10 protein-coding genes are annotated in these 14,233 nt (G+C 42.4%); 5 read left to right on the top strand and 5 right to left on the bottom strand.

What is annotated here, in order from left to right; all coding sequences use genetic code 11:
• Positions 1–109: 109 nt before the first annotated feature.
• Entirely contained in the window at positions 110–1,261 is a 1,152-nt protein-coding gene (gene coxB / locus LU361_RS07095) for a cytochrome c oxidase subunit II (RefSeq protein ID WP_286206432.1), read from the bottom strand.
• Between the two features lie 884 nt (positions 1,262–2,145).
• On the opposite strand from coxB, the gene LU361_RS07100 reads away from it, so the two are divergent.
• Together LU361_RS07100 and LU361_RS07105 are read left to right on the top strand one after the other, a co-directional pair.
• Positions 2,146–3,483: an MATE family efflux transporter gene (locus LU361_RS07100; RefSeq protein WP_233088126.1), complete on the top strand. Its 1,338-nt coding sequence runs from the start codon at positions 2,146–2,148 to the stop codon at positions 3,481–3,483.
• Between the two features lie 160 nt (positions 3,484–3,643).
• Entirely contained in the window at positions 3,644–4,285 is a 642-nt protein-coding gene (locus LU361_RS07105) for a hypothetical protein (RefSeq protein WP_233088127.1), read from the top strand.
• Positions 4,286–4,292: 7 nt separating this feature from the next.
• On the opposite strand, the gene LU361_RS07110 is transcribed toward LU361_RS07105, so the two are convergent.
• The 3 genes from LU361_RS07110 to prlC form a co-directional block, all read right to left on the bottom strand.
• Positions 4,293–4,532 (bottom strand): YheV family putative zinc ribbon protein, encoded by a 240-nt coding sequence (locus LU361_RS07110; protein WP_233088208.1) that lies wholly within the window; start codon positions 4,530–4,532, stop codon positions 4,293–4,295.
• A gap of 122 nt (positions 4,533–4,654) precedes the next feature.
• Positions 4,655–4,987, bottom strand: a complete 333-nt coding sequence (locus tag LU361_RS07115; protein WP_233088128.1) for a DUF2834 domain-containing protein — start codon at positions 4,985–4,987, stop codon at positions 4,655–4,657.
• A gap of 34 nt (positions 4,988–5,021) precedes the next feature.
• A complete protein-coding gene (gene prlC, locus LU361_RS07120) occupies positions 5,022–7,097 on the bottom strand; it encodes an oligopeptidase A (protein WP_233088129.1) in 2,076 nt (691 codons plus the stop codon).
• Positions 7,098–7,196: 99 nt separating this feature from the next.
• On the opposite strand from prlC, the gene LU361_RS07125 reads away from it, so the two are divergent.
• Positions 7,197–7,760, top strand: a complete 564-nt coding sequence (locus tag LU361_RS07125; protein WP_233088209.1) for a gamma carbonic anhydrase family protein — start codon at positions 7,197–7,199, stop codon at positions 7,758–7,760.
• Between the two features lie 69 nt (positions 7,761–7,829).
• On the opposite strand, the gene aroE is transcribed toward LU361_RS07125, so the two are convergent.
• A complete protein-coding gene (gene aroE, locus LU361_RS07130; RefSeq protein ID WP_233088130.1) occupies positions 7,830–8,654 on the bottom strand; it encodes a shikimate dehydrogenase in 825 nt (274 codons plus the stop codon).
• Between the two features lie 281 nt (positions 8,655–8,935).
• Between aroE and LU361_RS07135 the strand changes: the two genes are divergently transcribed.
• The gene (locus tag LU361_RS07135) at positions 8,936–11,311 is read left to right on the top strand and encodes a hypothetical protein (RefSeq protein WP_233088131.1); all 2,376 of its coding nucleotides are present in this window, start codon (positions 8,936–8,938) and stop codon (positions 11,309–11,311) included.
• A 465-nt stretch (positions 11,312–11,776) separates the two neighbouring features.
• Complete coding sequence (locus LU361_RS07140; protein ID WP_233088132.1) at positions 11,777–14,230, top strand: putative Ig domain-containing protein; 2,454 nt, start codon at positions 11,777–11,779, stop codon at positions 14,228–14,230.
• Positions 14,231–14,233: the final 3 nt, after the last annotated feature.

The following is a 14,233-nucleotide window of genomic DNA, read 5'->3' on the forward strand; positions in this document are numbered from 1 at the left end:
TAAATACTGATACGGTAAATGAAATTTAACCTGTTAAGGCGTCATCATTTGTGCCGATTTTTTTAGTGAACGCTTGCTGTTGAATTGCAATGCGTTTATTTAAAAGCGGTTATTCCGACTGCGTTTTATAAGTGAGAATATCGATCGGTTGAATCGTATCGCCCATATTATTGCCAAACGCATTTCTCTGATACGTAATTACAGCCGCAAGATCCGACTCGGGCAGCTGTTCACCAAACGCTTGCATGGCAGGGTTTTCTCGACTGCCAAACACCACCATCGATAAATGCTCTGAAATATCGCCAGTGGCGATCGCACTTTTGGCAATGGCAGGAAAAACTCCGGGAACCCCTTGACCGTCGGCTTGGTGACAAGCAGCACAACTGCTTTGATAAACTTGCTCGCCGCGCTCCATTAATTCAGAGAAGCTAAAGGTTTTATTGGTCAGTTCCCGAACTTTAGCAGCAGCGGTTTTTTGTTCGCCGATCCACAACGCGTAATCTTCGGGAGATTTTGCTTCCACCACAATGGGCATAAAGCCGTGGTCTTTTCCGCACAATTCTGCGCATTGGCCGCGATAAATACCGGGCTCTTCTACGTAGGTCCACGCTTCATTGATAAAGCCGGGAATGGCGTCTTTTTTTACCGCAAAGGCCGGAACCCACCAAGCGTGAATAACATCATTGGCAGTAATTAAGAAACGTACCTTAGTATCGGTTGGAATAACCAGTGGATTATCCACTTCTAAAAGATAATTCGGGTTTTTATCGATGCGGTTGTATATCTCATCTTGAGACGTGGAGAGATTGGAGAAAAAGCTAACTTCTTCACCGAGGTATTCGTATTTCCATTTCCACTGATAGCCGGTAATGACAACATCGACATCGGCTTCGCGGGTGTCGTAAATTTTGATGAGGCTGCTGGTGGCAGGCACTGCCATAATCACCAAAATTACAAAGGGAATGATGGTCCACAGGATTTCTAAGGCGGTGCTTTCGTGAAAGTTCGCAGACTTTGCACCGTTTTCTTTGCGGTGAACAATCATGGAATAAAACATCACGCCGAAAACCACGACACCAATACCCACACACCACCAGAAAATATCCATGTGTAAGCCATAGATATCTCGGCTGACGGCTGTTACGCCTTCGGTCATGTTGGTTTGCCAGCGAGGAACAGTTTCTTCAGCGACGGCTGTATTACTAAAAAGGAAAGACACTGGCACAAGCCAGTAGCACCGCGTCAATTGGGTGAGCCCCATAGCTCAGATCTCCGTTGAATCGTTTTTATCGTTTTACAACTGGGATGATCTGCCAAAGTGATTCGTATTTTTCGAAAAACTAACGAGCTATCACGGTAATCGGGTCGTTGAGTCTCAGTATAAAGCGCTGGGTTGCGCTCGGTGTTGGTAGCGACTCACGACTAAAATACGAATCAATAAATAATTAACAGCAAAAGTTGGCAGTAACATTTAATACAAATGAAACGCAATCTACAGAAAAGCTTATTAATTACTTTCTAAACGAAAGATTTAGTTAAGGAATCTCTGATTCATTTTGAAATTGGTCAGAGTTTCGTTAAATGCATTTAAGATTCTTATTAAGGTTAGATCAAATTTAGCATTAAGAGCGTTAGTTTTATTAATCTACAAAATAAGAATAGTTAATCTAAATTAGATTTTCCAATGTCTGGAGTGTGGAATTATTATTATAATCGATAAAAATTCAATATTATTAAATTTAAGAATAATTAATAATTATTCTTCTACGCTTTATAGCTTGGTCCACTAAAAATTTCAACCAAATCTCAGGGTTCAAATTTATCGTTAGTTTCTTTCCAAAAATTTATGAATGAATCATCACATTAGGGCAATAATAAATGCGCTTTTGCAATGACCAGTCGTTCATTGGATGCTTTTGAAAATAACCTTTAATACATTAAACCATTACTTTGGTATTGGTACTGACACACGTTAATGCGAATAAGCTTTCGTGACTGTGAATAAATTGTCGGTTTTATATCCGTTTTTAATTTAAAAAATTGTTTTCACTGCCAAGCTTCATATAGCGACCGTAACTCGTTATCATGCGCGCTCAATTAACTGGCGATATTTATGTCGCACATTTGAGAATTTGAGTATAGCTCATGCGGCAAAAAAGCAAATCTGAGGTCAGCCATTCGCAGATATTTCATCTGGCCTGGCCGATGATCATCAGCAATTTAACAGTTCCTCTGTTGGGTATTGTTGATACCGCCATTTTGGGGCACCTTGATAACAGCATTTACCTGGCAGCAGTTGCCACCGGTTCTGGCTTGTTGACGTTTTTGCTGTGGAGCTTCGGTTTTTTAAAAATGGGCACCTCGGGAATTGTCGCGAGAGCCTATGGAGCGAAAGACTTCAACCAGATCATTGCCTGCCTTTGGCAGAGTGGAACGCTGGCGCTGGTTTTGGGGGTGGCGTTGCTCGGGGTTCAGTGGTTGTTGTTTCCGGTGTTAATTAAATTAATTAACCCAAACCCTGAGGTCTTCCCGCTGGCGTTGGAATACGCACAAATTAGGATGCTGGCGGCACCGTTCACGCTCGCTAACTATGTCATTGTTGGCTGGTTTATCGGTCGTCAAAATACCAAGATCCCTTTGCTATTGCTGGTTGTGATCAATGTCCTCAATATCATTTTTGACTATGCGTTTATCGTCGGTTGGGATTTAAAGAGTGAAGGCGCCGCCTGGGCGAGTGTGTTGGCCGATGTTTTAGGCTGTCTGCTTGGCTTAGTATTAATTTATCGATTCTTGTTGAACGATGGCATTGAATTAAAAGTCCCGTTTGCTTCTGTGTTCAACAAAAGTGCGTTCAGAAAATTATTTCAAATAAATTCTGATTTGTTTATCCGAACCAGTTTTTTGCTGGGTGTACTATTATTTTTTAATTCCCAAAGCGCACGTTTAGGACAAGACATTTTGTCGGCCAACGCCATCTTGTTGCAAATTGTAGCTGTCATTTCTTACGGTTTAGACGGTTTTGCGCACGCAGCAGAAGCGCTGGTTGGTAAAGCGACTGGGGCAAAAGACGACAGAGCCTTTCAAAGTGCTTGTGTTAAATCGGGAATTTGGGCGCTTATTACGGCTATTGCGTTAAGTATTGTTTTGTTGATTGGCCAGTCGTCAATTATACAACTCTTTACTGATATTCCATCAGTGATGGCAGTGGCCGAGCAATATTATTTTTGGTTAATTGGGTTTGCCTTAGTGTCGTTTCTCGGCTACCACTTAGATGGTATTTTTATTGGATGGGGGGAAGTGAAGTTTATGCGTATCAGCATGATTTTTTGCACGCTCGGTGTCTTTTTTCCTGTTTGGTACTTAACGCAATCGATGGGCAATCACGGCTTGTGGTTGGCTTTTTTGCTGTTTAATTTCTTCCGTGGCGTTTCTCTTCTTGTTTTCCTAAACTCTAAAAAACGTATAAACCTTGGGGTAATCTAAAAAGGTGTTTCGTATTCTCTTTTTTAATCCAATATCTCAATAACGTATTAAAAGAGAACTGGTTAATATTAGCATTTAATTTCTGGTGATATTTTTTACAATCAGAAAAGGGAGAGGTACTCATTCCATTTCCGGACAGATATACGGCGACGCAACAGTTATGTTTGAGGAAAAAATAGCACTGATTCGCTCTGTGATAGACAGAGAGTCATCATGTACTGATTCTGATCTCTTGTTGGAACAATGGGTTGCAGATAATCGAGCGAACTTACATCGATTAATTCATATTCCTGAAGAGAAAACCAACCAGGCATTAAAACAATTTGTGGTTCGTTATGTAGCTCTTATTCCCGAATGTTTAGAAGCGTTTTACGACATCAGTAAAAGAATTAATATTACTGATTATTCACTGATGTTTTTAACGATTGCGGCGGATTTTATCCTGTCTGAAAAACAGTGTCCGTCAAACGGTAAAGGCATTGTGAGGCTCATTGATGAAGCCTATCTCGCCCATCGCGTTTTTGAAGAACTCAATGATCGTTTCAATCACGCAGTGGGTCGGCCACTGCTTCCGGTCGATACATTTCAAGCCAACTTAATCATGCATGATTTGCTGGGCGATCAATACGCGAATGAATTAGATACGGCTGTTTTATACGCAATGGAAGTGAACTACGAAGCGGAAAAACGGGCATTATCAAAATTGCAGCCCGTTCCTGTGGAGCAGTTAGTAACCGCGATTGAGATGTGGCCCAAACTGGGTGAAGAACTTTTTATTCACATTAAATTTATGTACGAATAAAAAGCCGTTATTTTTTCTCGGTATTCAAAGGTTCCAAGGTCAGCACTTGGGTTTCCGCCTGTTTTACGGCCTCAGTGACGTTCACTCGGGTATCCAATTCTCGAACCTGAGCTTGAATGTGTAACTCATCGGAAAAATCACAGCTGACGCACTCGCGAAAATCTTTGCTGTCTTTTTTGTACATCACAATACGGTCCATTTCACCGCATTTAGGGCATACCGCACCGGCGATAAATTGTTTTTTGATTGGTTGGTCCACAACAGTTGTTCCCGCGTTAATTGTTAAATTGCTGTTGTTGAAAACTTGTTGAAAGCTCGTTAAAAGCAATTCTAACGTTTTCTTGGCTCGGAAAATTTCAGAGCGCTTAATCAGTCATACGCACTGTCGGAGTATTTAGATAAATGCAGTTCGCGTAACAGCAGAAATAGTGGCAGTCCCAGTGACACACCAACGACGACGGTTGCCAAAATCGGCAACCACAAATACGTCATTCGCAGTCGTAACCCTTCGGCGCCAATAAACACCACCAGCACCACAGCCGAAATAATCACATCGAGCCAGGCAAACAAGCTGACGGACGACCCCGCTGCGGTATTGAGCAGCAGGGTGATGTCGAGCCCGTGCTCCGATAACCAGGGTAAAAAAGCACCGTAGGGTGCTATGGTGCCAAGAATGCATAACAAGGCATAAAAATACTTCATACTGCTAACAACGGCTGATGACTTTAGTTTTCGATTATACGCGGATTCCGCTGTGGCGCAGCAAGGCATCGGTATTGGGATCGCGTCCTCGAAAGGCGACAAACAACTCGTTGGCGTCTTTACTGCCACCTTTTTGGAGGATCTCGGTCAAGAAGCGCTTGCCGCTGTCGGCATCGAAGATTCCGTTTTCTTCAAATACGCTGAACGCGTCCGATGACAGTACCTCGGCCCACTTGTAGCTGTAGTATCCGGCTGCGTAGCCACCGGCAAAGATGTGGCTGAAGCCGTTCTCGAAACGATTGAAATCCGGTGGTGTGATTACCGCAACGCGCTCGCGCACTGCGTTCAATACACCCGAAACACTGACAGGATCGAGCGTGGGGTACTGCCAGTGTAAGCGCAGATCAAACAGGGCGAATTCGATTTGTCGCAACATCTGCATGCCCGATTGAAAGTTCTTTGCCGCCAGCATTTTATCGAGCAAATCTTTGGGGAGCGGTTCGTTGGTTTCAAAATGGCCAGACAACAGAGCGATCACATCGGGGTGCCAACACCAGTTTTCCAAAAATTGGCTTGGCAGCTCTACGGCATCCCACTCGACGCCGTTGATTCCACTGACCGCAGCAACGTCGATTTCGGTGAGCATATGATGCAAACCGTGGCCAAATTCGTGGAAAAGGGTGGTTACTTCGTCGTGAGTTAACAACGACGGCAGTTCGGCGCTCGGTGGGTTGAAGTTGCACGTCAGATACGCCACGGGTAACTGCATGCCCGATTGGGTGCGTCGACGAACGCGGCATTCGTCCATCCAGGCGCCGCCGCGTTTGTGTTCGCGGGCGTAAAGGTCGAGATAAAAGCCTGCGATTTGCTGACCTTCGCGGGAGACCGTGTAGTATTTCGCGTCGTTGTGCCAAGTGGTAATGTCGCTATCTTCGGCGATATCTAAGCCAAAAAGCTTATTAGCGACAGTAAATAGACCGTTGACGACTTTATCGGCTGGAAAGTAGGGGCGCAAAGATTCTTGGGAAATGGAATGCTGTTCTTGCTTGAGTTGTTCCGAATAAAAACTGGCGTCCCAAGGTTGGTAATCGGTGATTCCATCTTGGGCGGCAAATGCTTTTAATTCGCTGAGTTCTTGCTCGGCCATAGCGCGACTGCGATCGGCCAAATCCAACAGAAACTCTTCCACCTGCGCAGGAGTCTTGGCCATCTTTTTCGCCAGTGATAATTCCGCGTAGTTGGCAAAGCCCAACAGCTCGGCCTGTTGTTGACGAAGTTTGAGTGTCTCTAGAATGAGATCGCTGTTATCCCATTCATCAGCACTGGAGCCATCGGCCTTGGTGCCAAATTCGGATGCGCGTGTGCAATACGCTCGATACATCTCTTCGCGCAAACTGCGATCCTGTGCATAAGTCATTACCGCCAGATAGGACGGTATATCCAGGGTCACCACAAATCCTTCGAGTTGCTTGTTTTGTGCCGCTTGTTTCGCCAATGCGAGAGCGGAATCCGGCAATCCCGCTAGAGCGGATTCGTCGGTAAAGTGTTTGTGCCAAGCGTGGGTGGCATCAAGCACATTGTTGGAAAACTGGCTGGATAACTCCGACAAACGTTGACTGTTTTTGGCGAACTGAGCTTGTTGCTCTTTCGGCAGGCCAATGCCGGACAAAGTGAAATCGCGTAGACTATTTTGCACCGCTTTCTGGTGCGCCTGGGACAATGACTGGAATGATTCGCTCTCAACAAGCTGTTGATAAGCTTGGTATAACCCTTGGTGTTGGCCAAGCTCAGTCCCGTATTGGGTCAATTTCATGAGCGCCTGATTGTAGGCTTCGCGCAGTTCTTGGCTGTTGAGTACGCCGTTCAAATGGCTCACAGGAGACCAGGCTTTGCCGAGTTCGTCTTCATTGGCTTCCAGTTTGGCAAACAAGTTATCCCAGGTGGGTGCTTCGTTTGCGGCAAGCAACGTTTCCAGTGCTTCTTTATTGCGTGTGATCAATTGATCGATAGCACCAACAACATGTTCTGGCTTGATGGATTCGAAAGGCGGCAGCAGCGGATTGGCCAATAAAGGATTGTCGGCAGTGCTTGGGGTCTCTGTGTTGCTCATTGGAACTCCTCAGAACGAAAAATGACTTCAATGTGTAAGGTATTCGACGCCAAAACAGACGCACGGTATCCTTGGTACAAAACTTATTTGAATAACAATATGGGGGTGCAAGTGGCAAGATCAATCCGTGAATTTGCAGGGTTTACACCAAAGATAGGGAAGAGTACCTACGTTGACGAAGCTGCCGTGGTTCTCGGCGATGTTGAGTTGGGAGAGGACGTTTCGGTTTGGCCGTGTGCCGTGATTCGTGGTGATATGCACCGAATTCGCATCGGCGCGCGCACCAGCGTGCAAGATAACAGCACCTTACACATCACTCACGCCGGGCCGTTCAACGAAGATGGCTGGCCGCTGATTATTGGTGAAGATGTCACCATTGGTCACGGAGCGACATTGCATGGCTGTACTATTGGCAATGAAGTTTTGATTGGTATCGGGTCAACGATTCTCGACGGCGCCATCGTCGAAGACCAAGTGGTGATTGGCGCGGGCACATTAGTGCCGCCCGGAAAACGCCTTGAAAGCGGTTACATGTACATGGGCGCACCGGCCAAACAAATTCGGCCGTTAAAAGACAAAGAGAGAGACTTCTTTAAATATTCGGCGAGTAATTACGTAAAACTAAAAAATAAGTTTATCGACGAGTACGGCTCTGGCCAATAAACCCATCGAGAAAAGCAGGCAGGTATTGGGATTCCTGCCTGCTTTTGGTCGTTCTAAAGCTAATCCGTGCTAGGCGGTTAGCGATTGTCGGATTTTATTAATAACCGATTGCGTTTCTGGTCTTACACCGCGCCACAAATAAAAAGACTCAGCGGCTTGGCAAACCAACATGCCTAAGCCATCGGCAATATTCACCGCTTTATTCTCCGCAGCCCAATTCATAAATACGGTCGGCTTGGCGCCGTAGGTTAAATCGTAAGCAAAAGTGTTCTTATCAATAATATTTTCTGGCAACGGTGGTAATTCACCAGTAAGGCTTGCCGATGTACCATTGATAATCATATCGAAAGGCGAGTTCTCCAGATCGGTAAATCCGCAGCCTTTAATGTTGCCGTAACGGGAGAAAAGCTTGGCTAACTCATCGGCTTTACTGGCAGTGCGATTGGCAACAACAACGGAGCTTGGGTTTGCTTCTAAAATTGGTTGCAGAATTCCACGAACAGCACCACCAGCGCCAAGAACTAATAGTTTTTTGCCGGCTAACGACCAACCTAAGTTTTCGGTAATGTCATACACCAATCCAAAACCGTCTGTATTGTCGCCGTAAAACTTTCCATCCTTTATTAATAAGGTATTAACCGCACCGGCATTTTCTGCTCTCTCTGATAATTCCTGAGCCATCGAAAAAGCATCCAATTTAAATGGCGCGGTAATATTCAAACCTCGACCGCCATCGGCAAAAAATGCCTTTGCTGCTGGAACAAATTCCCCAACTTCTGCTAATCGTTTTTCGTAAACCAACTTTTCACCCGTCGATTGTGCAAACGCTGTGTGAATGTCAGGAGATTTTGATTGAGCAATTGGGTTGCCGAATACGGCGTATAAATCTGTCACGTGTCACCTGTGCAATGTCAGTACTCTGAAGCCGATAGTCTAAACCAAAATAGCAACTTTAGTTTAGTTTATTTAATACGTTAGAAGGTCTTTACCGTCAAAAGATTTTTTTATGGTCACTGGTGAGTATAACAGTGAGAGAATTAATTGAAGGATTACACCAAATTCAACGAGTATTTATTTTAATGATTATGGCTTTGAATTAAAAATACACAGGGATAATTTTGATGAGAGTGATAAACCCAAACAATTACTTTTTTGTAAGTTTTAGTTTGATTTTCATGCTGTTAATTTCAGGTTGTGGTGGCGGAGGAAATGAAAACGACGACAATATTTTCCCCGTCATTACAGTGTCCACCAATAGTGAATCAGCAGAGGCTTTAAGTGGGTTTGTTATCGATATTGACGTAGATGTACCTAACGGCGATGAGTTATTGGAATTACTAGTTTTTGATATACCTGACTGGGCATTTTATGACGAAGAAAATCGCCGAGTTTTTGGTAGACCTGATTTGGCATCCGTTGGTGAATTTTCCATAACGGTTCAAGCGTCCGCAGGCATTGCAGTCACTCAAGAATTATTTAATTTTGAAGTGGTGGACACCGGTAATATTTTACTCAGTGGTAACATCGTTGGTTCTGAAGTTAGCGGGAATGTTAATATCTCTCTCGAAGACTTTAGTGCAATACAAGATTCTCCGTTTCCGAAGTTCTCAGTTCGGTTTAATGCGCCATCAGTCCCGTCTTATTCAATGCCTATACCTGGAGATTTGATAGAGTCTCGAGAATCAACTCTGGTTTTGATTAGGGTGGAATACCGAGATGATAGTGATCGCCTTGTTGAATTAGTGTCAACATTATCGGATATCGATCAACTACTTATAATGGCGGGGGATAATCGTGAATTGAGCTCGGAAGAATTTCCTCGCCTGTCTGTATCAGCACTATCGACGGCACGTTTTATCCTCTCTCACGATGAAAATGGTCTACTCCCGAATACCGCTGCAGAGTTAATAGCAACTGAAAATAGCCTGTTGGCCGAAGATGTATTAAACCTAGGCGCACTCTATCAGTTTGCTATTGATCAAGAGATTTTAGGATCAAGTGATCGGAGTTTGCTCGATGTGTTTTTAGAGGTTAATTACGAACCTTCACGAGTACTTAATAATGCCATCGAACAACTGAATTTAATCGAAGAAAGCGGATTGACCGAAGATGAATTTTTTCGAATATTGGATGAGATCACCACAGATGTAAGCCAGCAAAGCGATGTGACTGCGTCGTTCATTGCGGAAAACCTGCCGGGTATGTCTGTAATGACTGCCCCTTTTTTATCGGAAGAATTACCCAATGCAATCTCGGATCCACTGGTAATTTCAGTTCAGAACACTGGCGAAATTTATCGTAGGGTTGATGAACAAATTTCATTGGCGAGACGCTTCAATTGGCGCGCGGGTGAAAGTAATTTCAGGCTCAATTTTTTAACGTCACAAGAATCTAGTCGAACCTTCATCGATCCAATTGAGCTAATAGACCTAAATTTTGATTCTTCTACTATGACGTTCTTTATCGACCGGTTGGAAGACTCGGAAACCATCGAAATAGAAACCACCGACATCAACTCGCAAGTTGACGTGATTTTTACTACCGAAGACCGTTGGCATGTCGTTGTTGATCGAGAAGTTGAACACAGTATTACCAATGCCGTTACCGCCGCAGGTGGTAATCCTGACGACTTTCCACCAGTACGTCAGACAATAAGGGAAAGCCGTGTTTTATTTTTGCCGAGCGAAATTAGCAATCAGAATTTAATTGCTGACGATGACTTGCAAAATAATACATGGGTAATTCCTTCAAGAAATATTTCCGAATTTAATGATCAAAATCTAAATTCAGCAAATATAACCATCGTTGATACCTACACATTCAACGAAGACGGTACCACCAGTGAAGGAGATGCGGGTGGTCCGGTGCTTGGTTGGCAAATCACTGAAAACAATCGTATCCGTCTAGAAAACTCAAATCGAGAGAACTTTGAGATTATTCCCTTTATACAAGTTGAAAATCGTTATTTAGGACTTGTAATAAAAGAAGTGGAGGATGCAATAGAAAATATCAGTATTGTTGAGTTTGCTTCAGTTGACACTGACAGTATCGATAGGTTTTTAGAAGAACTTGAATTGCCTGCTAGAACAATGAACTCAGCGCCATTTTGGTTGCAGGTTAATGGAGACCGTAGACCAAATAATTTCCGTGATGATGGACTATTAAATGTTGATCAAATTAATGGCTTCTTGTTTGATTCAAGTCGAGATTTAAGACAAGTCAACGGTATTCTAGGTCCGTGTATACAGGGTATTGAAGGCTGTTTTATATCATCAACAAATACCAATCGTTTAGATAATCTTTCGAATCCAATTCGATTTAATCGCGTGATCAACCCCAATGCGCCATTAAATGAACAAATTACCGAAACGGTTGAATGGCAAGTTATTAGTTACGATGCAATGTCAGAAACTGCAGTTGTGATTTTATCCATCCAAACTAATGAAGCGGTCAATAATTTCTCTGTAGCGCCACGAATTCTTGTGTTGCAGCAGAGAAATTTGAATGAATGGCGCGACGCCTTTTTTTCCTCACCACTTGCAATTCAATAAGCTATCTACAAAAAGCCCAGCAAACCTGGGCTAGTAATAATGGATTAGATCGGCAGGAAAAATAGGAAATTCTATCAGAAGGATGAATCTTAATTCTTGCTGATAATGTTATCAGAGCTTTATATTTTGCTACCTAATTAACGCTCTTAAATTGTTAAAACGAGTCATTTAGTTTCTTGAGTGATACAAATTTTTTCAGTTCTGAATTTCCTAGATTTAAAAAAGTGTACGTAAGATGAACGTATTTATATCGAATATGACATACAAATCCACCTAATACACTTTAAAATTAATGTTTAGTGGGAGTTCTAAATGAGTATAGACACTTGTAATTAGGTTTATAAGTTTGTGGTTGCTGAAGTTCAAGACTAGGGTCTGTACCACACTCAGATGTGGTTGAAAATTATACATAATTAAAGGGGGTGTGAGATTAATATTTCGTCGATTGTGTCTAAAGCTACGATAATGGCTGCTTTCTGCTCACTGGTAGCTTGTGGGGGAGGTTCGAATAACACAGACTCTGAAAGAGTGTCGAATAATTCACCGATATTGAGTGCGCCGGAGCCTGTATTTGTTTTTGAAGATCAAGAAATCACAATACAGCTAATGGCGACTGATAGAGATAATGATGAACTAACTTTTTCTGGTTCAAATCTCCCTCAATGGTTAAGTCTTGATTCTGAGACAGGTGTTTTGATGGGCACGCCGACCCGGGCCGATGTTGGTGTATTTGATTCTGTATCTGTATTTGTGAGTGACGGAAGTAATATTGCCAGTTCAGAGATTTCTTTAGAAGTTATCCAAGCAGAGAACCTTACCATTACAGGCCGTGTAACCGGTGTGGATCTGCCTGAAACACAATTTATCGTTTCTATTCTAGACAATATCGGGCGAGCGGCATTTAGGAACTTTCAGCCCTCGGTTAATTCTAGGTTTGCATCGACAGGCAACCCAGATAATCAATCAAACCTTATTAGAGATGCCGTTATTGGTGATGATGGTGACTTTCAATTTAATTTAATAATTCCAGAAAATTCTTTTTCCGGTAGCGAATTGTTAGAGATCAGGGCAGTTGGTGTTGGAGTACAAGATCATATTGAATTGGTTAGCCAAGTAGGTAGTTTAGATTTTTTACTTGAATCTGCAGATGAAAATAAAGTTGTCAGTGAGAACAACTTACTTAGGTTAAATATCTCACCCGTTTCTACAGCGTTAGCAATTCAAACTCAAACTTTAAATGGTAATGTAGCAACAACCGATTGGGAATTGATTCAAGATATAGAACGGTCTATTTTATTGGATGATCTATTAGCTCTTGCAGCAGACATTACTGCACTAGGCCGATTGCCGAACGTAGAGATTCCGTTCGGTCAAAGTTTATTAGAAGTTTTGACCTCACCTGATAATTCATTGGAAGATACAGTAGACCAATTATTTTTACTAAATAACCTATTTAACGTTGATGGTTCTTTAATTGAAAGTTTTGATGACTTAATGACTGAAGTTCAGGCTGATGTTATCGCTACAGAATTTATTAACGATGAATTTGTGACAAATAGTCTAATCGGCGAACCAATAATAATTGGGCGTGAGTTTATTCCTGGGACTCATCCCTCGATATTTTCAGTTAACATACAGTTAAATGCCAATGGCACAGGCAGTCTAAATCAGTTCAATAATACGGATATTGATACAATAGACATAAGTTGGGAAGTGTCAGATGGCGCAATATCGATAGCTATTGAAGATCAAGTGTTATCTGATGTGGATACTTTTAGACTAAGAGAAGATTTCGGAGTCGACCCTGAAATAGCTAACCTTATAATAAACAATATACTCAACGGTACATTAGAGAATAGGTTTATTGATTTGGAAATTACTGATCAACAAATTGTAATTAATGGCTTGTCTCAAACTGAGTTAGGAATTGCCGCCGTTATCGAACACACATTTGTTGTGCAGTTAGCAGCTATTTTAGCTGAAATAGGATTTGAGGAAGAATTTTCTGAGTCTCCAAGTATTGGTACATTGAGTGGTAATCGTCAATTACTTACTGGTACCAATCTTCAATTTGAAGTCGAAGACTTTTCAAATCAAAGTTGGGCGATTCCAGTTCTTTCAAGCTTTGGTATTCCTCTTGGCGGTGGCACTATCGAAAGGTCTGTTCATGACCTATTTGAATTTAATTCTGATGGTACCTCTACCCCGGGATTATTATCAGATGAGACTTTTACATGGAGTATAGTAGAAGGCAAATTAGAAATAGAAACTCTAGATGAACAATTCACAATTACTCCTTTAATTGAAACCAATGACGATACTTTTATTTTAGTTGATAGAGTAAATAGCTTCGGTGATAGAGTCATAACCACAGACAATATGACAAAACTTGAGTCAGAAAATATAGAGCTGTTCGGACAGGATTTCGTATTACCAAATTTAACATCTGGTTCAGGCGTAATATGGCAGACAGGGGTCACCGCTCGTTCTAATCCGGGAAATTTCAACTCTCAAGGCCAGCTAAATGTTGACGTTATATTTGGCTGGGGTTTTGTGCAAGGTAGCGACAATCAAGTCTCATGGATTTCGGGTAGCCCGGACGAAAGTGACTGCTTAGAGCGTCGCAATGAAGAGTGTTTTTCAACTTTCACTGGAAGAAACCTCGAAATAGACGGTTCGAGTCTTACATTAAATGTGCAAGATCGAGAAAACTTATTCCGTCAAAGGCATTGGAATGTTTTAAGTTATGATCCACTAGCTGGTCGAGCCAGAATCTTAGAATTTACGATAATAGAGCTGGATGGTTTGGAAGGTAATATAGCCATCGAGCCAAGGATTAATGTATTTCAATTGATTGATTTAGCCGATTATTCAAGAGAATACGCCGATTCAACGTCATTATTTGAAGTTGAAGAGTAAAGA

Origin of the sequence: Sessilibacter corallicola (genome assembly GCF_021290925.1) — a bacterium.
GTDB classification, from domain to species: domain Bacteria; phylum Pseudomonadota; class Gammaproteobacteria; order Pseudomonadales; family Cellvibrionaceae; genus Sessilibacter; species Sessilibacter corallicola.